Here is a 20727-nt window from a genome sequence, read left to right as displayed (position 1 = left end):
AATCGGGATGAACCGGGCAGGCTGCCCGGAGAGCGGAGGTCCCCTCGATGTCACCGCTGTCAGCACTGCGCCTGCCCCTGCCGCCCGCCCTGCTCGCCCCCATCAAGGGCGGCGTGGCCGCGGGCGTGCGGGATGCCGCCGGAGCCGTCGCACGGCTGGTCCGGCCCTCCCAGCGGGGGATCTGGTCCTCTCCGGGGCGGTACTACATCGAGGTCCGCGGGGTGCACGGGATCGGCGGCGAGCGAGTGGCCCGCCGGGTGGAAGAGGCCCTCGAGGAGCATCCGCGGGTGCGGTGGGCGCGGGTGAACGCGCCCTCCGAACGCGTCGTGGTGGCCGTGGACAGACCGCCCCCGTCCGAGCAGACCCTGCTCGCCCGGATCGAGCGCGCGGAGGCCCAGGAGCCGGCCGCGCGCCCCGAGGAGTTCGACGAGTGGGCCCCGGAGCCACGCCATCCCTCCGGCGGCCCGAAGGCGGCCCAGTCCCTGGCCGTGGTGGCCGCGGACGTCGCGGGGCTGAGCGTCGCCACCGCCCTGCGGCTGGCCCCCTGGCTCCGGCTGCCGGCCGAGGTGGCCGCGACCGTGTCCGTCGTCCAGAACCACCCCCGCCTGCGGCGGCTGGCCCTGGCCATCACCCGCGGGGAGCCGACCGAGGCGGCCTTGCCGGTGCTGAGCGCGCTGGCCCAGAGCGTGGCCACCCGGGGCGGCGGGCTCGCGCTCGACCTCCTCCAGCGGATGGCCCTGTGGCGGGAGGCGGAGGCGGAGGGCCGGGCCTGGGCCGCGATGGAGCCGCAGCTGGTGCACGGCCCCCAGGACGTGCGGGCCGAGCCGATCGTGGTCGAGCGGCCGGGACCGTCCCCCCAGGACACCGTGGAGCGCTTCGCGGAGCGCTCCATGGCCGCCGGAGCCGTGGCCGGTGCCCTCGCCGCCCCCTTCGCCCGCCCACGGCGCGCCCTGGCCGTCGCCTTCGCGTCCGTGCCCAAGGCGCCGGGGGCCGGCCGGGAGGGGTTCGCGACCAGCCTCGGCCGGTTCCTGGCGCTGCGCGGCGTCCTGGCCATGGACCGCAGCTGTCTGCGGCGGCTGGGCCGGGTGGACACCGTGGTGCTGGACGAGGAGGCCCTGCGCGGCGACCGCTACGAGCCCGTCGACCTGGAACTCCTCGGCGGCGCCGAACCCGAGCGGACCACCGGGCGGCTCTTCGGCCTCTTCGACGCCGATCAGCCCCTGGAGATCCGCCGCGACAACGGATGGGTGCTCGGCCCCCTGGACCGTCTCGAGCTGACCGGCCGCACCGGCCGGCAGACCGCGGCGAGGCTCCGCCGCCGGGGCAGCGAGCGGGTGCTCGGCCTGGCCCGGGGGCGCAGGCTCCAGGCGGTGGTGGGCCTCGCGCCGCAGACCGTCCCCGGGGCCGAGGCCGTGGCGGCCGCCGCCCGCCGGGCGGGCGCGCGCATCGTCCTGGCCACCGACCGGCCGCATCCCACGGGCATCACCTTCGCCGACGCGGTGGCGCCGTCCGGCGGCCGTCTCGTGGCCTCCGTACGCTCCCTTCAGGCCGACGGCGCGGTCGTGCTGCTGCTCTCCGGCAACCGCCGGGCGCTGGGAGCGGCCGACTGCGGCATCGGGGTGCACCGCGAGGGCGAGCCCCCGGCCTGGGGAGCCCATCTGCTCGTCGGCGCCGACCTGGAGTCGGCCGGGCTCATCGTGGACGCCGTGGGGGTCGCCGCGCGGGTCGACCGGGAGAGCGCCCTGCTGTCCGCGGGCGGCAGCGCCATCGGCGCGGTGGCCGCCCTCCAGGCGGCCCCGGACCAGGCCGCCGCGCGCGGCGCGGCGGCGGGCACCACCGCGGGGACCCTGGCCTTCGCCCTGGGCAACTGGCGGGTGCGCCAGCTCCTCGCCCGCCCCATGGACCCTCCGGTGACCACCACCCCCTGGTATCTGATGCCCGTACCGCGCGTCCTGGAGCGTCTGGGCACCGGGCTCGACGGTCTGACCCCGCAGGAGGCGGCGGCCCGCGCGGGCCAGGGGCCGCGCCGGGGCGAGCCCACCGGCACCAGCCTGCCCGCCGCGTTCATCGAGGAGCTGGCCAACCCGCTGACACCGGTCCTCGCCGCCGGGGCCGCCCTGGCCGCCGCCGTGGGCTCGCGCACCGACGCCGCGCTGGTGGCCGCCATCACCGGCACCTCCGCCCTCGTCGGCGGATTCCAGCGGGTCAGGACCGAGCGGGCGCTGTCCGAGCTGTTCGCCCGGTCGGCCATCGGCGCCCGGGTCCGCCGGAGCGGTACCGAACGCCTCGTGACCGCCGGAGACCTCGTCCCCGGCGACATCGTCGTACTGGGCCCCGAGGACGTGGTGCCCGCCGACTGCCGGCTGCTGGAGGCCGAGGGGCTCGAGGCCGACGAGTCCTCGCTGACCGGCGAGTCCCTCCCGGTCCCCAAGGACCCGGCGCCGGTCGTCGGCGGGCACATCACCCAGCGCCGGTCGATGCTCTACGAGGGCACCACGGTCTCCGCGGGGCGCGCCGTGGCCGTCGTCGTGGCCACCGGACCGGCCACCGAGGTGGGCCGCAGCCTGGCCACCGCCCGCCAGGCCGCGCCCGTCACCGGTGTCGAGGCGCGGCTGACCTCGCTCACCCGGTCCAGCGTGCCCATCGCGCTGGGCTCCGCCGCCGCGGTCACCGGGGCCGGGCTGCTGCACGGCCTCCCGCTCACCAAGAACCTCGCCTCGGCCGTCAACCTCGCCGTCGCCTCCGTCCCCGAAGGGCTGCCGTTCCTGGTCAACGCGGCCCAGCTGGCCGCCGCCCGGCGGCTGGCCGACCTCGGCGCGCTGGTCCGCAACCCCCGCACCATCGAGGCGCTCGGCCGCGCCGACGTGCTGTGCTTCGACAAGACCGGGACCCTCACCGAGGGCAACCTCCAGCTCGCGGCGGTCAGCGACGGCGCCGGCCCGCTCCCCGCCGACCGGCTCGACGCGCCCCGTAAGGCGGTGCTCGCCGCCGCCCTGCGCGCGACCCCGCCGGCCCGCCAGGCCGAACCCATGGCGCACCGGACCGACCGCGCGGTGAGCACCGGGGCGCGCCGGGCCGGGGTCGGGGTGCGGCGCGGGGCGCCCCGCTGGCGGCGTACCGACGCGCTGCCCTTCGAACCCTCCCGCGCCTACCACGCCACCGCCGGGCGCACCGCGCACGGTGCGCTGCTCAGCGTCAAGGGGGCGCCCGAGGGCGTCCTGGAGCGGGTCGCCCGGTGGCGCGTACCGGGCACCGGACGGGCCGCCGAACTGGACGCCGAGGGCATCGGGAAGCTGACCGAGGCCGCGGAGGAGCTGGCCGGTGCGGGGCGGCGGGTGCTGGCGGTGGCCGAGCGCCCGATGCGTCAGGACGAGGAGCTGACCGACGAGACCGTCAGGGACCTGGAGTTCCTCGGCTTCATCGCGCTCGCCGACCCCGTCCGCACCAGCGCCGCCCCCGCCACCGCGCGGCTGCGCGAGGCCGGGGTGCAGACCGTGATGCTCACCGGCGACCACCCCGCCACCGCGGACGCCATCGCGGCCACCATCATGGACGTCCCCGAGCCGATGGTGTGCACCGGCCCGGAGCTGGACGAGATGGACGACGCGCGGCTGGACGAACTGCTGCCGACGGTGGACGTGATCGCCCGGTGCAGCCCGCACCACAAGGTCCGTATCGTCCAGGCGTATCAGCGCCTGGGCCGGGTGGTGGCGATGACCGGGGACGGCGCCAACGACGCCCCCGCCATCCGGCTCGCGGACATCGGCATCGCCCTGGGACGGCGCGGCACCCCCGCCGCGACCGCCGCGGCGGACCTGGTCGTCACCGACGACCGCCTGGAGACGATCGTCTCGGCCCTGATGGAGGGGCGCGCCATGTGGGCCTCGGTCCGGGTGGCCCTCGCCATCCTCATCGGCGGCAACTTCGGCGAGGTCACCTTCAGCGTGGCGACCTCCGCCCTCACCGGCTCCACACCCCTGAGCGCCCGTCAGATCATGCTGGTCAACCTGCTGACCGACCTCGCGCCCGCGCTCGCCATCGCGGTGCGTGAGCCGACCGGGCACACCGGCGAACGGCTGCTCAAGGAGGGCCCCAGCCGTTCCCTGGGCGTGGCGCTGACCAAGGAGATGCTGCTGCGGGGCGTCATCACCGCCGCCGGCGCCGGACTGGCGTGGACCGGTGGCCGGGTCACCGGCAGAACCCGCCGGGCCGGTACGGTGGCGCTCGCCGCCCTGGTCGGCACCCAGCTGGCGCAGACCCTGACCGCGGGCGGCCGGGACCGGCATGTGCTGATCGCCGGTCTGGGCTCCGCCGCGGTGCTCGTCGCCATCATCCAGACCCCGGGCGTCAGCCAGTTCTTCGACTGCACCCCGCTCGGCCCGTTCGCCTGGGCCATCACCCTGGGCTCCATCGTCGTGGCCACGCTGTTCGGCCCCCTCCTGGCGTCGCTGCTGGGCATCGGGAGGGTCACGGCGGAGCAGGAGGACGCCGATGCCACCGACCAGACCTCCGCCCCTGCAGAAGCCCGGCCCTGACGACGCCCACCGGGCCGGGCGGCCGTTCACTCCTTTCCGTCCCCGCCGCGGAGGTGGCCATCGAGGCGAAGGACGGTCTTGCTCCTCGATGTCACGGGCGCCGGCGGGGTGGTGGGCTCGGCCCTGTCACGGCACGCGGGCACGGCCTACGGCGTGCTGGCGGGCAGTGCGGCCGTCGGCGTCGCCGCCGTCAACGGACTGCTCTCCCGGATACCGGCGGACCTTCCGCTGCGGGGCGTCATCCACGCGGCCGGCGCGACACGTGACGGCATGTTCCGCGGACTCACCCCCAAGGCACTGGAGGCGGTGCTGCCGACCAAGCTGGACGCCGTGTCCCACCTCGACGGGCCTGTCCTTCGAACCTCTTGCGCTCCCGGAGCCGAGCGATAGTGTGGAATGTCATGGTTTGAGATGGCGGGGGCGGGTCGGTGCGGAGGAGGACGTGATGCGGAGCCGAGAGAGGTATGAGCTGGTCTTCGTGGATACGACCACCCCGGACCCGGAGGCCGCGGACGTCGTCATGGTGCACCGCACGGACAGCAGCGGTCCGGGCGGTCACCCGGTGTACGCGGACGACACCGGCATCGTGCGGGCGGAGATCAGCGACCGGGCCGAGGTGCGGATGATCGCCAGCGGCGGGCACCAGGTGCACGCGGCCATGGTCACCGCCCGCCCGGTGACCTGAGGCACCCGTCCGGCGCACTCGGACACCTCCGCGAATGCCCAGCTCCGCGCCGTTGTCAGTGGTGCCCGCTACGTTTCTCACCCACGGGAGTCCGAGCGGCGGTTCCGAGCAGCGATGAGGTGCGGCGATGGGTGATGTGGTGGCGGTGGACGGCGCGGCCGGTGTCGAGCTCCGGCTGGAGCCGTACCGCACGCAGCTGACCGGTTACTGCTATCGGATGCTGGGCTCGGCCTTCGAGGCCGAGGACGCGGTGCAGGAGACGATGGTGCGCGCCTGGCGGGGCCTGGACCGCTTCGAGGGCCGGTCCGCGCTGCGATCATGGCTCTACCGCATCGCCACCAATGTCTGTCTGGACATGCTGGGCGCCGGTAAGCGGCGGGCCCGCCCCATGGATCTGACCTCCGCGGCCACCCCCTTCCCGGCCGCCCTCGTCGAGCAGCCGGAGGCCACCTGGATCGGGCCGGTCCCCGACGGCCAGGTGCTGCCGGACGGCGGAGACCCCGCCGAGGTGGCCGCCCAGCGGGACGCGGTGCGGCTCGCGTTCATCGCCGCGCTCCAGCATCTGGCACCCCGCCAGCGGGCGGTGCTGATCCTGCGCGAGGTGCTGGCCTGGAAGGCGAGCGAGGTCGCCGAGCTGCTGGGCACCACCGTCGCGTCCGTCAACAGCGCGCTCCAGCGGGCGCGGGCCACCCTCGCCGCGAGCGGGATCAGCGACTCCGACCCGGCCGAGCCGCTGGACGAGGCGCAGCGCGCGCTGCTGGCCCGCTATGTGGACGCCTTCGAGCGCTATGACCTGGACTCCCTCACCGCCCTGCTGCACGAGGACGCCACCCTCTCCATGCCACCGTACGAGCTGTGGCTGCGCGGCCATGAGCACATCCGCCAATGGCTGGTGGGCCATGGCATCGGCTGCCGGGGCTCGCGCCTGGTCCCGACCGTGGCCAACGGCATGCCCGCCTTCGGCCAGTACCGTCCGGGCGGCGCCGGTGGCGGCCATGAGCCCTGGGCGCTCCAGGTCCTGGAGATATCAGGCGGCCGGATCACCGGGCTCAACTCCTTCCTGGAGACCGAGCGCCTCTTCCCGCTGTTCGGTCTGCCCGCCCGGCTCGAGCCCCAGGGCGTGGCCTGACGCCGCGGGAGCCGTCAGGGCCTCGTCCAGCCCGGTCCAGGCGAGCAGCCGCCGCAGTTCGCCGCCTGCGCCGCGAAGCCGGATGCCGCACCCCAGCCGATGGGCGGTCAGCCGCAGCCGGGCCAGGGCCTCGACCACCGTCAGGTCCGGCCGGCGCACCCCGCCCACGTCCACGGTGACCGGCCCTGGGCCGGGCCGGTGGCGCACCAGGGCGCGCAGCCGTTCGCACAGCCGCTCCACCTCGGCGCGGGTGACCGGCCGGTCCAGGACCAGCACGGCCGGGTACGGCGCGGGCGGGTACGGCGTGGGCGGGTTCTCGGGCTCGGGTGCGGCCAACGTCCACCTCCTGGCGTGGTGTTCACCGGTGGAGACCGCCCGGCCCGGGGAAAGTCATCGGCTCACCGGCGGCGCCGCTCAGCGCGTGGCCCGCACCAGCCTCAGCAGCCGGGTCACCTCCCGCGCCACCGCGTCACGCGCCGCCGCGACATACCGGCGGGGGTCGACCACATCGGGGTGGCCGGCGAGATGGTCGCGGATCGCCCGGGTGTAGGCCACGTTCAGATGGGTGGCGATGTTCACCTTCGTCAGCCCCGCCTCCACCGCCCGGGTCAGATCGGCCTCGGGCACCCCGGAGGAGCCGTGCAGCACCAGTGGTACGGGCACGGCCGCGCGCAGGGCCGCGACCAGCGCCAGATCCACCACCGCCGCCTTGACGACCATGGCGTGCGAGGTGCCCACCGCCACCGCGAGCGCGTCCACGCCCGTCGCCGCCACATAGGCGGCGGCCTCGGCCGGATCGGTCCTGGCGCCCGGTGCGTGGACGCCGTCCTTGCCGCCCACCTCGCCCAACTCGGCCTCCACCCACACCCCGTGGGCATGGCAGTCGGCCACCACCTCGGCGGTCGCCGCCACATTGCCGTCGTAATCCAGGCGCGAGGCGTCGAACATCACCGAGCCGAAGCCCAGGCCCACCGCCTCCCGCACCAGCTCGGGCCCGGTGGCATGGTCCAGGTGCACGGCCACCGGCACCCGGGCCGCGCGGGCCACTTCCACCGCCGCCCGCCCGATGGCGGCCAGGGCGCCGTGATACCGCACCGCGTTCTCGCTGATCTGGAGGATCACCGGCGCGCCCGCCGCCTCCGCCCCGGCCACGATCGCCTGGGCGTGCTCGATCTGGATGACATTGAACGCACCCGCGCCGAGCCCGGCCCGCACGGCCGTCCCGACGATCTCTCCGGTGGCCACCAGCGGCATCTCCCGGCTCCTTCCGCCCGACTCCGACTTCGGCCTTCTCCCGTGCTCCGCCCGCTCCTCCCGGCTCAGCCGAGGATCACCGAGCGGGTGAGATGGCGCGGCTCGTCGGGGTCGAGCCCGCGGGCCGCCGCGATCGCGACCGCGAGCCGCTGCACCACCACCAGTTCGGCCAGCGGATCGCGGCCGTGTCCGGCGACCCGGCCACCGGTCCGGGTGATCTCCTCGTCCGTCACATCGGAGGCGCCCTCGCCGAGCCACCACACCACGCTGTGCGGGCCGGTCACGCTGATCGGGCCGTGCCGGTACTCCTTGGCCGGGTACGCCTCGGTCCACGCCCCCGCCGCCTCGCGCATCTTGAGCGCGGCCTCCTGGGCGACCCCGTAGGTCCAGCCCCGGCCGAGGAAGGTGAACTGCCCGGCGTCCACGAGCGCCTGGGGGAGTGGCTCGGCGAGCGCCGCCTCGCCGTCCGCCGCGAGATGCTCCAGCTCCGCGCCCAGGTGGGCGCGGAGCAGGGCGAGTTCGCTGGTGGCCCAGCGGGTCTGCACCACCGACCGCTCGTCGGCGAAGTCCATCACGACCGCGGCGTCCGCGGCGCCCACGACCGGGGAGCCGGGGACCGCCGTGATGACGGTGGTGGGCACCCGGCCGCGCACCGCGCCCAGCAGCTCCAGCACCTCGGTCGTGGTGCCGGACCGGGACAGCGCCAGCACCCGGTCGTAGGCGCGGCCGGAGGGCATCTCCGACGCGGCGAACGCGTCCGTCTCGCCCTGGCCCGCCGCCTCGCGCAGCGCCGCGTACGACTGGGCGATGAACCACGAGGTGCCGCAGCCGACGACGGCGACCCGCTCACCCGGCCGGGGCAGCGCCTCCCGTACGGGCCCCTCCGGCTCCCGGGCCAGGGCGATGGCGCGCCGCCAGCAGTCGGGCTGGCTCGCGATCTCGGCCTCGGTGTGGCTCATGGGACTCCCCTCGTCGCACGGATGACCCGGGCAGCGGCGCCGCCCGAAGTTGCGCGGAGTTGTTTCGTACGAGCTGATAATGCGCAGGATCACGCATGGAAGTCCAGAGCGGAGGGGTGCGAGGGTAGGGTGAGCGGCGTGAAACGGCCCGAGCGCTGGAACGCCCTGCTGGATCTGCTGGCCAGGGACGGCAGTATCGATGTCGAGGAGGCGGCCGCCGAGCTGGCGGTGTCCGCCGCGACCATCCGGCGTGACCTGGATGAACTCGCCCAGCAGCAGATGCTCAGCCGTACCCGTGGCGGTGCGGTGGCGCACAACCTCTCGTACGACCTTCCGCTGCGCTACAAGACCGCCCGGCGCGCCTCGGAGAAGCAGCGGATCGCCGCCGCGGCGGCCCGTATGGCCGAGCCCGGTTCGATCGTGGGCCTCAACGGCGGGACGACCACCACCGAGGTCGCCCGAGCCCTCTCCACCCGCGGCGATCTGTCCGCGCCCGGTGGCGGCCCGGCCGTCACGGTCGTCACCAACGCCCTGAACATCGCCAGCGAACTGGCGGTGCGCCCCCAGGTCAAGATCGTGCTCACCGGCGGGGTCGCCCGTCCGCAGTCCTTCGAGCTGATGGGGCCGCTGGCCAACGGGGTGCTGGACCAGGTCTCGCTGGATCTGGCGATCCTCGGCGTGGACGCGCTGGACACCGCCCAGGGCGCGACCGCCCACCATGAGGGCGAGGCCAGCATCAACCACCTCATGGCCGCGCGGGCCGCCCGGGTGGTGGTCGTGGCCGACAGCTCCAAGCTGGGCCGCCGGGCGTTCGCCCGGATCTGCGCGCTGGAGGAGATCGATGTTCTGGTCACGGACACCGGGGCCGGTGAGGAGCTGGTCGCCCCGTACACCGAGGCCGGTGTCCGCGTGATCAGGGCCTGACGTACCGGGCCCCGACCACGGCCCGGTACGGCCCGGCGACTACGCCTGCCTGGCGGCCGCGAGCAGGGCGGCCACCCGCTCGACGGCGAAGGCGTAGCCCTGCACACCGCATCCGGCGATCACCCCGTCGGCCAGCGCGGAGACATAGGAGTGGTGCCGGAACGTCTCCCGCTGGTGGATGTTGGAGATGTGCACCTCCACGATCGGCAGACCGTCGCAGGTCGCCAGGGCGTCGCGCAGGGCGACGGAGGTGTGGGAGTAGCCCGCGGGGTTGATGATGACGGCCGCGTGGTGCTCACGGGCCTCGTGGATCCAGTCGATCAGCTGGCCCTCGTGGTTGCTCTGCCGGCAGTCGGTCGTCAGACCGTGCGGGGCGGCCGTCTCGGCGACCAGCTTCTCGACGTCGGCCAGGGTGTCGGTGCCGTAGATCTCGGGTTGCCGACGGCCCAGGAGGTTCAGATTGGGTCCGTTGAGGACCAGGATCGTGGAACGGTCGCGCACGGATGTGGTGGCCATGGCGTGGTGGTCCTTCCTGGGTATCGGCTCTTCGCGGGCCGGTGCGCGGTGGACACCGGCCCGCGAGGCATCGTAGATCAGGGATAGGAGACCACGGTGGACGGCACGGTGGAGGTGCCCGAGGTGGGAGAGCCGGTGTCATTGATGACGCGTTCGTACTGGCCGTTGCCGCCGAGCGAGACCACCAGCAGGTTGTGGAACTTCACCCCCGCCGCGTTCGGCGCGGCGAAGCCGTGGTGCTGCACGATGCTCGGGTCGACGTTGTAGTAGCAGTAGCTGCCGAGCCCCCATCCTTCGTGCTCGGTCACCGAGTCGGCCACCTTGTAGGCCGCGTAGCCCTTGATGGAGCCGTTCTGGATGGCCGCCTGGTTCGGGGCGTCGTACGCCTTCTCGTTCTGGAAGAAGATGGTCCGGCCCCGCTGTCCGTACCACTGCACGTCGTACTTGTTGAAGTGCTCCACGAACAGGCCGGTGGCGAGGACGTCGTCGCCGTTGACCCGGACTCCGTAGTCGGCGCGGTTGGTTTCCCAGCCGACACCGTCACCGTGGTCGGCGCGCCAGACCCAGGTGTGGTCGACGATGGTGTGCCGGCTGTTGATCACCATGCAGGTGGTGGCCTTGCCGGGGCCCGCGCCGCCGATGCGGATGAACACGTCCTGGACGGTGGTGGGGTTGGCCGAGTGGTCGGCCGAGGCCCCTTCCGGGCCGACTTCCAGCAGAGTCTCGGAGTTGACCGGCCCGGCGTCGATGAGGAAACCGGCCAGCCGCACCCCGTCGACGTCCGCGACCTTCAGCGCGGTGACGCCGTTGTCCGGGACGAGCGTGGCGTAGCCGAGCCCGAGGACGACGGTGTTCGCCCGGTCCACCTGGATCGGCTGATCGAGGTGGTAGATGCCCGGTGTGAGCAGCAGATGGAGGCCCTGGGCGAGCGCCTCGTTGAGGGTGGCCGCGGTGACGTCGGGCTGGGCCACATAGAACTGCGACAGGGGCAGCGAGGTGCCCCTGGGGGTGCCGTTGCCCCAGGTGACACCGCGGGCGCCGGTCCGCTTCTCGGGCAGGAAGACCCGGTAGTCGCCGCCGTCGAGGTACAGGAAGGGCTTCTCCCGGGAGACCGGGGTGGTGTCGAGCGTGGTGTACGGCGGGTCGGGGAAACTCTGCGCGGGCGCGCCCTCGACACCGGAGAACACCATGTTCCACACGGCGTTCTGCCAGCCGCCGACGACGCTGTCGCGGGTGTACCACTGCTGCTGGGAGTACGGTCCGACCTGGCCGTCGATGCGGCTGTCGGCGATGTAACCGCCGCTGGCCCAGCCGTAACCGTCGGGGGCGAGGTTGAGCCCGCCGCGCACATGCATCCGCCGGAAGGGCGCGGCCTGCGCCACCGCCCAGCGGTTGGTGCCGCTGACGGGGACGAGCGCGAGGTTCTCCGCCGAACGCCAGAAGTTCTGCGTGGCGTTGCCGTCGAACCACCCGGCGTCGACCGTGACATCGCCGTTGATGGTGGTGTCGTCGGGGGACAGTCCCAGTCCGGCGATCGAGGTGTAGAAGCCGATCTGGGCGTTGAGGCCGTTGTAGGTGCCGGGCTTGAACAGCAGGGCGTAGCGTCCCGTGTCGAACTGCGCCGACTCCTGCTTCTTGAACACCTCGTCGAGCTTGGCCTGGATACCGGGCGTGGCGGGGTCGAAGACGATGACGTTCGGGCCCAGGTCGCCGCCGCCCGGCAGGGCCCGCGGGCTTCTGCGCGACGACGTGGCGGCGGCCGGGGCGGCGGACGCCGGGGCCGCGGACGCCGGGGTGGACAGGCCGAGCAGGGCGGGAGCCGATGCGGCCGCCGCGGCGCCGAGGACGGCCCGGCGGCCGACCGCGGACCGGCGCGGAGAGGAGGACTCCGTGGCGGAGGTTGGCTCCGGGCGGGACGAGGACTCTGTGGGGGATGACGTCATGACACGACTCTCCTGAGTTCAGGAAGTGAAAGATGCGGGGGGTTGAGAGCGCTCTTGCCGGATGCATGCTTCATCCACCTGAACGGGGCGTCAAGATGTGTCACCAGAACTCGCGCGATGTGTGACGCAACCTCCAATGGAGCCATGCGAGGCTTCGGGAGTCGAACGCGGTGGCGTTGCCGACCACCGCGGCCGACGATCCGACCGAGGTCGGCCGAACCGGCGGAGCCTACCCGTCCGGAGCGTTCGGCGCAGCCATTCATCACACCGTGAGTACGGATGAGAACGGGGTCAACGCCCCCGCGTACGACGTGGTGGCCCCGCGCGGGGCGGGGCGGAACGCGGCAGGCGCTCGGCACCCGCCCGCCGCGCATCCCCGACTGGAGGTCAGTGAGTTGAGCCATCGACGTGTGAACAAGCGGAACCTCGTCCTGTCCGGAGCCGCCCTCGCCGCGCTGGGGGCGGCGGCCATTGCGCTGCCCCACGCCAACGCGAGCCAGGACAGGACGTCGAGCGCCACGGCCTTCTCGTCCCCGGTCGCGGTGAAGCTCGCGCGGAGTCTCGCCTCGGACCTCGGTGCGGACGGCGCGGGCTGGTACTACGACACCACCAACCGCCGCCTGGTCATGAACGTGTTGAACGAGGACGCCGCCGAGGACGTCCGGGCCAAGGGCGCCGTGGCGAAGGTCGTGCGGAACAGCATGGCCGATCTGAAGGCCGCCGCCAAGACGCTGAGCAGCGACGCGTCGGTCCCCGGCACCGCCTGGTCGATCGACCCGGTGACCAACACGGTCCAGGTGACCGCCGACCGTACGGTGACCGGCGCGAAGTGGGCCGCGCTGACCGGGACCACGGACCGGATGGCGGGCACGGTGAGCGTCAAGCGCACCGAGGGCGAGTTCAGGAGGTTCGACGGCGGTGGGACGGCCCGGCCCGGCGACCACGGCGGCACGGGGGACCAGGGCGCGGGCGGTGCCGGTGCCGCAGGCGCGGGGGACCAGGGCGCGGGCGGTGCCGGTGCCGGAGGTGCGGGGGACGCCGGCGGGGGCGGGGACGCGGCCGGAGGGCTCGACGGCGGCGATGCCATCTTCGGCGGCGGCGCCCGCTGTTCGCTGGGCTTCAACGTCAGCGTGGACGGCGCACCGGGCTTCCTGACCGCCGGCCACTGTGGCAACGCGTCCCGGACCTGGAGCGCGGACCAGGCCGGGGCCCAGCAGGTGGGTACGGTGCGGGACTCCCGGTTCCCGGAGAGCGACTTCGCGCTGGTGATGTACGACGACGCCACCACCCAGGCGGTCGGCACGGTCGACCTGGGGGACGGCAGCACCCAGGAGATCGGGCGCGCCGTCGAGGCGAGCGTGGGTCTTCGGGTGCGGCGCTCAGGCTCCACGACCGGCGTCACCGACGGCACGGTCACCGGCCTCGACGCCACGGTGAACTACGGCAACGGCGATATCGTCAACGGCCTCATCCAGACCGATGTGTGCGCCGAGCCCGGCGACAGTGGCGGTGCGATGTTCGCCGGGGACGCGGCGGTCGGACTGACGTCCGGCGGCAGTGGCGACTGCACCCAGGGCGGCGAGACGTTCTTCCAGCCGGTGACCGCCGCGCTGGAGGCCACCGGTGCGGTCATCGGCGCCGATGGCGGCGCAGGTGGCGGGGACGCCGCCGGTGGTGCCGGTGACGCGGCGGGCGGTGCCGGAGCGGGCGACGCGGGTGCCGGGGACACCGGCAGCGGTTCGGCCCGGGGACGCGACTGATCCGGCCGCCGCCGTCAGGACGGGCCGGGGCCCGGGACCGGTAGTCCGGCCGCCTCCGCCGCGGCGGCGAGCACCTCGCGCAGCATGGCCGGGGTGAGCCGTCCGGTGAAGGTGTTCTGCTGGCTCACGTGATAGCAGCCGAAGAGCGTGAGCGGCGCCCCGCCGTCGGCCGCCGGCAGGGTGATCCGCGCGCCGTGCGCGAACACCGGACGCGGCCGGGACACGGCCCATCCGGCCTCCGCCAGCGCGGGCATCACGGCCTGCCAGCCGAACGCGCCGAGCACCACGGCGGACCGCAGCGTCGGCCGCAGCAGCCGCAGCTCCCGGGCCAGCCACGGGCGGCAGGTGTCCCGCTCCTCGGGGGTGGGCCGGTTGGCGGGCGGGGCGCAGTGCACCGGCGAGGTGATCCTGACCCCGCGCAGCTCCAGGCCGTCGTCGCGGTGGGTGGCGGTGGGCTGGTTGGCCAGCCCCAGGTCGTACAGCGCCGCGTACAGGAAGTCGCCGGAGCGGTCGCCGGTGAACATCCGGCCCGTGCGGTTGGCGCCGTGGGCGGCCGGTGCGAGCCCCACGAGCGCCACCGCGGCGTCCGGCGGCCCGAACCCGGGCACCGGCCGCCCCCAGTAGTCCCAGTCGGCGAAGGCCCGGCGCTTGGTGCGGGCGGCCTCCTCCCGCCACTCGACCAGCCGGGGGCAGGCGCGGCAGTGGATCAGCCGTTCGTCCAGCCCGGCGAGGGTTCCGGCGGCGGGGGCCTGACGGGCGGGGTAGGAGTGTGCGGGTTCGAAGGTGCTCATGTGGCAGGCTGGTGCCCCGTGTCCTTGCGCAGGAAACGCCGCAGCCGGGTCAGCGGCCAGGTGTTGATGATGTCGTCCGGGGTGAGCCAGCCCCGTTGGGCCATGCCCACCCCGTACCGCATGTTGTCCAGGTCCCGGGTCGAGTGGGCGTCGCTGTCCAGGGCGAACACCACCCCGTGCGACTTGGCCCGCAGGATGTTCTCGTCCGACAGGTCGAGCCGGTCCGGATGCGCGTTGATCTCCAGCGCGGTGCCGGTGCGGGCGCAGGCGTCGAACACCTCGTCCAAGTCGGCGTCGATGCCCGGCCGTTTGCCGATCAGCCGGGTCGTCGGATGGCCGATGACATGGACGTTCGGGTTCTCGCAGGCCCTCACCAGCCGCCGGGTCATGACGTCGCGGGGCTGGCCGAAATGGGTGTGCACCGAGGCCACGCACAGGTCGAAGTCGTCGAGGAAGTCGGGCGGCCAGTCCACGTCCCCGTCGGCGTCGATGTTCAGCTCCACTCCGTGCAGCAGCCGGGTGTCCCGGCGGCCGCGTCCCCGGTCGAGCCGGCGCACCCGCTCCCGCTGGGCCAGCATCTTCTCCTCGGTCATCTGCTGCATGTACAGCTTGGGCGCGTGATCGGTGATGGCGTAGTACGCGTATCCGCGCCGCTCCGCCTTGTCGATCATGGCTTCCAGCGGCTCCAGCCCGTCGGTGAGATCGGTGTGGGTGTGCAGATCGCCCCGCAGATCGGATTCCGTCACCAGCCGGGGGAGTTGGCCTTCGAGGGCGGCCTTGACCTCGCCCCGGTCCTCGCGCAGCGTCGGCGGGATCCAGTCCATGCCGAGCCGGGCGTAGACGTCCTCCTCGCTCCGTGAGGCGACGGTCTTCCCGCTCCTGGTCTCGAAGAGGCCGTACTCGGAGAGTTTGAGGCCATGGCGCACCGCGATCGCGCGGACGCGGATGTTGTGCGCCTTGGAGCCGGTGAAGTAGAGCAGCCCCGCGCCCCACGAGTCCAGCGGCAGGACCCGCAGATCCACCTGGAGCCCCTTCGTGGTGCGGATCGAGGTCTTCTTCCCGCCGTGTGCGATCACCTCGGAGGTGAGCGGCAGCCCGGTGAACGCCTCCATGAACGGGCCGGATTCCTCCGCCGCGACCAGGATGTCCACATCGCCCACGGTCTCCTTCATCCGGCGCAGCGACCCCGCGTACGCACACCGCCGGCAGCCGGGCACCCGGGACAGTGCGGAGACGATGTCATCGGCCACCTCCATGGCCTCGTGGAGCGGGATGCGCCGGCCGGCGGCGCGCATCATCTCGATGCCGTGGAGGATGTTCTCCTCGGACTTCGGCCCGAAGCCCTTGAGATCGCGCAGCTGATGCTCCTCGATCGCCCCCGCCAGCTGGTCGATCGAGGAGATCCGCAGTTCCTCGTAGAGGATCATGGCCTTCTTGGGGCCGAGCGCCGGGATGGCGGTCAGCTCCCGCACCCCGGCCGGGATCGCGGCGCGCGCCTCCTCGACGGCGGGCATGGTCCCGGTGCGCAGATACTCGACCACCTTGTCGGCGATCGACCGGCCCACATTGGGGATCTCCCGCAACCCCTTGGCGTCGAACTGCGAGATGTCGGCCGGATGGCCGCCGATCGCGCGGGCGGCCTTCTCATAGGCACGCGCCCGGTACGCGTCCCCGCCCGTGATCAGGAGGAGATCGGCGTACTCACGCAGGAGGGCTTCGACCTCCTCGTTGGAGCGAGCCATGACAGCGATTCTAGTCGTCCCTGGCGATCCCGGTGAGGTGGAGGGATGCTGGGGACAGGAGTGGAACCGCGATCCGAGGACGTCGGGTCGACCGGTTCCGGCCGTGTGGTTCCCCGGGTTTGGGGGAGGTCATGGACGTTGGATTCCTGAAGCCGTTGTTCGACCGCCCCGGTCCATGGGCGTGCGTGTACATGGACACCTCCCGCACCATGGAGGACGCGCCCAGGCGGCGCCGACTGCGGGAGCGGTTCGTGGCGGACCAGCTGGCCGGCCAGGGCGCCGACCGCGCCACCTGTGACGCGGTGGTCGCGCGGCTGGCCGATGAGCAGGAGGCCAGGGCCTCCGCGGGGCGGGCGCTGTTCGCGACGGGCGGCGAGGTGCTGCTCGACCTGCCGCTGGCCACGGCCCCGCTCGATGTCGAGACCTCCTGGTCCGCGCTGCCCCGGGTGGCGCCGCTGGCCTCGTTGCGCGGCGAGTGGCCGGTCTGTCTGGTGGCCCTCGTCGACCAGGCGGGCGCCGATCTGGAACTGCGGGACGACACCGGTACCCGCCCGGCGGGCCGCGCCGCGGGCGGCAGGGTGTACGGCCGGGGCCACCGGTCGGTGCCCGCCGACCGCCAGGAGTGGCACTACCGCAACCGGGTCGGGAACACCTGGGAGCAGACCGCCGACCGGGTGGCCGACGAGCTGGAGCGGCGGTGGGCCGACGGCGAGGCCGAGCTGCTGGTCCTGGCCGGTGACCCGCGCGGGCGCCGGGCGGTACGCGACCGGCTGCCCGAGCCGCTGCGGGACCAGGTGGCGGAGATGCGCCACGGCAGCAGGGCCGCCGGCTGCTCCGAGCTGCTCGATGTGGAGATCGCCCACGCGCGGGCGGAGCACGCCCGTGCCCATCTGGAGTCGGTCCTCGACCTCTTCCGCGCCGGGCGGGGCCGCCCCGGCGGGCCGGGCCTGGGCGGGCACGACGCCACCGCGACGCCGAGCAGCGGGGCGGCGGAGGGGGTGCCGGCGGTCGTGGAGGTCATGCGCAGCCATCAGGCGGCCACGCTGCTGCTGGGGCACGAGGGGGGCGACATGCGCCATGAGGTGTGGATCGGCCCCGGCGCCGATCAGCTGGCCGTGCAGCGGTCCCAGGCACGCGCCATGGGCGTCCGCGCGCCCGAACCGGCGCGCGTGGACGACGCGCTGATGCGGTCCGCGGCGGTGGCCGACACCGAGGTGCTGCTGGTGCCCGAGGGAGTGCCGGGGCCCGCCGGTGGCCTGGGCGCGGTGCTGCGCTGGCACGCGTGACCATCGCGGTGACCGCGGTGACCGCGGTGACCGCGGTGAGCCGGTGGCCGGGGATCTCGGACTGGAACACCGCCACCCGTAGTGTCCCCGCGGCCCGCAACCCACGCTGCACGACGGTGTCCTGAAATCGTGTCGAAAGGGATTTTCTCGGCGCGTCCGGCGCATGGTGCAAGTTCACACTTTTGTATGCTTTCTCCAGCGCGTCGTTCCCTCGTGTCGGACAGTCACTGTCCGTACGCTCACGAAAGGGGCTCCATATGCACACCATGGAGGTTCGCCCACCGGTACCCAGCCGTTCCAGCAGCAGATGGCGTCGATACGGCCGGCTCGCCGCCGCCAACTTCGTCCGGGGCGCGTCGTACGCGTGCGGCACCGCGGCCATCGGTCTGATGGCGTGGTGGGTGCAGACCCGCTGACCCGGACCGGGCCGTGGACCGGGCCGCGGATCGGGCTACGGCTGAGGATGCGGCTGCGAGCGGAACGGGAAGTGCAGCCCCCGGTGTTCCTTGCGGGGAGCGCCGCGGCCGCCGAGGCGGGCGCGCAACTGGATGCCGTGCATGACCTCGATGATGCCGAGCGCGAGCAGCCAGATGCCGGTCACCACGGTGAGCGCGGTGATCGAGCCGAAGGGCGCCACGATCAGGATGATCCCGGCCAGGATGGTGATCGCGCCGAGGAACAGCTGCCAGCCCCGGGCGGGCATGCCCTCGCCGGAGATGGCGGTGGCGGTCTGCATCACGCCCCGGATCAGCCAGGAGAAGCCGACCCACAGCGCGAGCAGCAGGATCGACTGGGCCGGACCCCGGAAGCACAGCAGTCCCAGCAGCACGCTCAGCGCCCCGGTGATGAAGCTCAGCACCCGCAGATGTCCCGGTATGTGCGCACCGAAGGCCCCGGCCAGCTGAAAGGCCCCACTGATCACCAGATAGGCGCCGAACAGGGCGCCGACCACCGCCAGAGTGGCCCCCGGCCACGCCAGCACCATGACACCCAGCGCGATCGCCACCACACCGGCGGTCACCAGGACCTGCCAGGCGGCGTCGGACAGGACGTTCTGCACCGTCGCGTACGGGTCGCCCTCACCGAAGGGCCGCTGTCCCGGCTGACCATAGGGTTCCTCTCTCGGCCGGCCGGCGCCGTGCGGAGTGTCGGAGGAGTAAGTCATGGTCGTCCACCTCCTTGAGGGAACATGACGGCCGTAGCCCACACCACCATCGTCCCCCCGTGCCCGTCCCGGCGCCTGATGACACCGCGCCACCGGGACACCTCCGGCGTCCGGGCGGGTCCGGACGTGCCTCGCGGGTGGCGGACGCGCGTGGCAAGGTGGTGGTGAGGCGGTTCCTGGTGCGCGTCAGAGGGAGGCCCGCATGGACGACAGGGAGTTTTTCCAGGCCGTGGCGGACCGCACCCAGCTCTCCCGGCAGGAAGCGGCCGACGTCACCCGCGCCACGCTCGAGACCCTCGCGGCCCGGCTGAGCGCGGGCGAGGCCCGCGATCTCGCCTCGGAGCTGCCCGAGCGCCTCCGCGAAGCCCTCCGGCGGGGGCGGGACGAGATGGAGGTCTTCGACGTCGACGAGTCGATCCGCAGGGTGCGGGAGCGCACCGGGCTGTCCGAGACGGAGGCCGGCCGAGGCGTCCGGGCGGTCCTCGCCACGCTCCGGGAGGCCGTCTCCCGGGAGGAGTACGACCACGCCATGTCCCAGCTGGGCAGCGAGTTCGCGAGGATGGCGGAGACCACGCCCTGACGCGGAGTCCACGCCCTGACGCGGAGACCACGCGCCGACGCGAAGACTTCGCGCCGACGCGGAGTCCACGCCCTGACGCGGGGTCCACGCGCCGACGCGGCTTTGGACGCCGGGCTCATACGGCCCGCCAGCCACTCCACCGCTCGACGGCGACCTCCACGACCGGCCCGCGCGGCGGCCGGTCCCGGTACTGGGCGGGATAGGCGTCCACGAGCAGCCGGACGTGACCCGCGGACAGCGCCGACTCGTCCGCCGGCGGCAGGACGCGGGCCGTACCGTCGCCCCGCGCCCACCACAGGTGGTCCCAGTTCTCGTCGTAGTCGTCCACCAGGAGGCATACCGCGGGGTGTGCGCGGATGTTGTCCAGGCGCTTCAGCCGAGTCGTCCGCTTCGGCTTGTGGTCGACGGCCATCACCACCGTGTCACCGGTCAGCGCGAAGACCACCGGCACCAGATGCGGGCGGTCCCCGGTGCCGACGGTCGCCAGCCGGGCCAGCGGGGCCCGTGCGAAACGTTCGCGCGCCTGCGCGCTCGTCATCTTCGGCATCGTGGTCCTCGGCGGCTCACTGGAACCGGGCGGCGATCCGTGCCATCGCGTCCAGCCGTGTCATCGTCTCCGCCTCCGGCACCGTCGGCAGATAGAACAGCACCCGCTCCACCCCGAGGCGCTGATATCCCTCGAGCGCGTCGGGGTCCTCGGGCACCGCGTACACCGTCACCGGCACCTCGCGGCCGGCCACCTCGCGCAGCCGCTCGATCTGCGGACGCAGGGCGTCGGGCGACTCGCTGTTGGCCAGCCAGGCGTCGCCGAGGGCGGCGATCCGCCGGAACGCGCCCTCACCGCCGCCCACATAGATCGGCGGATGCGGCCGCTGGACCGGCTTGGGCCACTGGTACACGGGGTCGAAGTGCACGAACTCCCCATGGAATTCGGCCTTCTCCTTCGTCCACAGCGCGATGATGGCCTGGAGCCGCTCGTTCACCAGCCGGCCCCGGGTGGCCGGATCCGTGCCGTGGTTCTCCATCTCCTCGCGGTTCCAGCCGATACCGACCCCGAAGACCGCCCTTCCGCCGGAGACCAGGTCCAGGGAGGCCACTTCCCGGGCGGTGATGATCGGGTCCCGTTGCGCCACCAGGGCGACACCGGTCCCCAGCAGCAGCGACCGGGTGACCGCCGCGATCGCGCTGAGGGTGACGAACGGGTCGAGGGTGCGGTAGTAGATCTCCGGCAGCTCTCCGCCACCCGGATAGGGGGTGCGGCGCTCCACCGGGATATGGCTGTGCTCCGCGATGAAGAGCGAGTCGAACCCGCGCTCCTCTAGGGCCCGCCCCAGGGGGACGGGCTGGACGCCCTGGTCGGTGACGAAGGTGGACACGCCGATTCTCACTGCGGCTCCTTGGGAAGATGCGCCGATCTCTGCGGGAACCACATGGGTACCCGGCCGCGCGGAAACCGCA

20 protein-coding genes are annotated in these 20727 nt (G+C 73.5%); 10 read left to right on the top strand and 10 right to left on the bottom strand.

Annotation, left to right across the window (positions count from 1 at the left end; genetic code table 11):
• The first annotated feature begins 47 nt into the window (after window positions 1-47).
• From PS467_RS04325 to PS467_RS04310, 4 genes are all read left to right on the top strand, one after another.
• Window positions 48-4535 (top strand): HAD-IC family P-type ATPase, encoded by a 4488-nt coding sequence (locus tag PS467_RS04325; protein WP_311034068.1) that lies wholly within the window; start codon window positions 48-50, stop codon window positions 4533-4535.
• Between the two features lie 78 nt (window positions 4536-4613).
• Complete coding sequence (locus tag PS467_RS04320) at window positions 4614-4925, top strand: KR domain-containing protein (RefSeq protein ID WP_311034067.1); 312 nt, start codon at window positions 4614-4616, stop codon at window positions 4923-4925.
• 55 nt (window positions 4926-4980) lie between these two features.
• Window positions 4981-5220 (top strand): DUF6296 family protein, encoded by a 240-nt coding sequence (locus tag PS467_RS04315; protein ID WP_311034066.1) that lies wholly within the window; start codon window positions 4981-4983, stop codon window positions 5218-5220.
• A gap of 127 nt (window positions 5221-5347) precedes the next feature.
• A complete protein-coding gene (locus tag PS467_RS04310; RefSeq protein WP_311034065.1) occupies window positions 5348-6349 on the top strand; it encodes a sigma-70 family RNA polymerase sigma factor in 1002 nt (333 codons plus the stop codon).
• Here the strand turns inward: PS467_RS04310 and PS467_RS04305 are convergent.
• From PS467_RS04305 to PS467_RS04295, 3 genes are all read right to left on the bottom strand, one after another.
• A complete protein-coding gene (locus PS467_RS04305) occupies window positions 6248-6685 on the bottom strand; it encodes an STAS domain-containing protein (RefSeq protein WP_311034064.1) in 438 nt (145 codons plus the stop codon). The genes PS467_RS04310 and PS467_RS04305 overlap by 102 nt on opposite strands.
• A 78-nt stretch (window positions 6686-6763) precedes the next feature.
• Entirely contained in the window at window positions 6764-7603 is an 840-nt protein-coding gene (locus PS467_RS04300; protein WP_268970096.1) for a class II fructose-bisphosphate aldolase, read from the bottom strand.
• 65 nt (window positions 7604-7668) lie between these two features.
• Window positions 7669-8562 (bottom strand): SIS domain-containing protein, encoded by an 894-nt coding sequence (locus PS467_RS04295; protein WP_311034063.1) that lies wholly within the window; start codon window positions 8560-8562, stop codon window positions 7669-7671.
• Between the two features lie 138 nt (window positions 8563-8700).
• Here PS467_RS04295 and PS467_RS04290 point away from each other — a divergent pair, with 138 nt between their 5' ends.
• Window positions 8701-9486: a DeoR/GlpR family DNA-binding transcription regulator gene (locus tag PS467_RS04290; RefSeq protein WP_268970094.1), complete on the top strand. Its 786-nt coding sequence runs from the start codon at window positions 8701-8703 to the stop codon at window positions 9484-9486.
• Between the two features lie 39 nt (window positions 9487-9525).
• Here PS467_RS04290 and aroQ read toward each other — a convergent pair whose 3' ends face one another.
• Both aroQ and PS467_RS04280 read right to left on the bottom strand, forming a co-directional pair.
• Window positions 9526-10002, bottom strand: coding sequence for a type II 3-dehydroquinate dehydratase (gene aroQ, locus PS467_RS04285; protein WP_268970093.1), 477 nt, complete (start codon window positions 10000-10002; stop codon window positions 9526-9528).
• A 77-nt stretch (window positions 10003-10079) separates the two neighbouring features.
• The gene (locus tag PS467_RS04280) at window positions 10080-11945 is read right to left on the bottom strand and encodes a pectate lyase-like domain-containing protein (protein WP_311034062.1); all 1866 of its coding nucleotides are present in this window, start codon (window positions 11943-11945) and stop codon (window positions 10080-10082) included.
• Between the two features lie 395 nt (window positions 11946-12340).
• Here PS467_RS04280 and PS467_RS04275 point away from each other — a divergent pair, with 395 nt between their 5' ends.
• Window positions 12341-13705, top strand: a complete 1365-nt coding sequence (locus PS467_RS04275) for a S1 family peptidase (RefSeq protein WP_438829325.1) — start codon at window positions 12341-12343, stop codon at window positions 13703-13705.
• 14 nt (window positions 13706-13719) lie between these two features.
• Here the strand turns inward: PS467_RS04275 and PS467_RS04270 are convergent, their stop codons facing one another.
• Together PS467_RS04270 and polX are read right to left on the bottom strand one after the other, a co-directional pair.
• On the bottom strand, window positions 13720-14496 hold the full coding sequence (locus PS467_RS04270) for a uracil-DNA glycosylase (protein ID WP_311034060.1): 777 nt from the start codon (window positions 14494-14496) through the stop codon (window positions 13720-13722).
• On the bottom strand, window positions 14493-16238 hold the full coding sequence (gene polX, locus PS467_RS04265) for a DNA polymerase/3'-5' exonuclease PolX (protein WP_311034059.1): 1746 nt from the start codon (window positions 16236-16238) through the stop codon (window positions 14493-14495). The genes PS467_RS04270 and polX overlap by 4 nt, the downstream gene beginning before the upstream one ends.
• A 131-nt stretch (window positions 16239-16369) precedes the next feature.
• Here polX and PS467_RS04260 point away from each other — a divergent pair, with 131 nt between their 5' ends.
• The 3 genes from PS467_RS04260 (at window position 16370) to PS467_RS04250 (ending at window position 17940) form a co-directional block, all read left to right on the top strand.
• Entirely contained in the window at window positions 16370-17524 is a 1155-nt protein-coding gene (locus PS467_RS04260) for a baeRF2 domain-containing protein (protein ID WP_311034058.1), read from the top strand.
• Entirely contained in the window at window positions 17521-17649 is a 129-nt protein-coding gene (locus tag PS467_RS04255) for a hypothetical protein (RefSeq protein WP_311034057.1), read from the top strand. The genes PS467_RS04260 and PS467_RS04255 overlap by 4 nt, the downstream gene beginning before the upstream one ends.
• 132 nt (window positions 17650-17781) lie before the next feature.
• Window positions 17782-17940: a hypothetical protein gene (locus tag PS467_RS04250; RefSeq protein WP_164502469.1), complete on the top strand. Its 159-nt coding sequence runs from the start codon at window positions 17782-17784 to the stop codon at window positions 17938-17940.
• Between the two features lie 35 nt (window positions 17941-17975).
• On the opposite strand, the gene PS467_RS04245 is transcribed toward PS467_RS04250, so the two are convergent.
• A complete protein-coding gene (locus PS467_RS04245; protein ID WP_311034056.1) occupies window positions 17976-18689 on the bottom strand; it encodes an HdeD family acid-resistance protein in 714 nt (237 codons plus the stop codon).
• Window positions 18690-18891: 202 nt separating this feature from the next.
• Between PS467_RS04245 and PS467_RS04240 the strand changes: the two genes are divergently transcribed.
• Window positions 18892-19269: a DUF2267 domain-containing protein gene (locus PS467_RS04240; RefSeq protein WP_311034055.1), complete on the top strand. Its 378-nt coding sequence runs from the start codon at window positions 18892-18894 to the stop codon at window positions 19267-19269.
• Window positions 19270-19384: 115 nt separating this feature from the next.
• Here the strand turns inward: PS467_RS04240 and PS467_RS04235 are convergent, their stop codons facing one another.
• Complete coding sequence (locus PS467_RS04235; protein ID WP_311034054.1) at window positions 19385-19816, bottom strand: TIGR03668 family PPOX class F420-dependent oxidoreductase; 432 nt, start codon at window positions 19814-19816, stop codon at window positions 19385-19387.
• A gap of 16 nt (window positions 19817-19832) precedes the next feature.
• Window positions 19833-20657 (bottom strand): LLM class F420-dependent oxidoreductase, encoded by an 825-nt coding sequence (locus PS467_RS04230; RefSeq protein WP_311034053.1) that lies wholly within the window; start codon window positions 20655-20657, stop codon window positions 19833-19835.
• Window positions 20658-20727: the final 70 nt, after the last annotated feature.

The sequence above is a fragment of the Streptomyces luomodiensis genome (assembly GCF_031679605.1).
GTDB classification, from domain to species: domain Bacteria; phylum Actinomycetota; class Actinomycetes; order Streptomycetales; family Streptomycetaceae; genus Streptomyces; species Streptomyces luomodiensis.
Note: the sequence above shows the minus strand (reverse complement) of the source record. Positions and strands in the feature narration are given on the sequence as shown.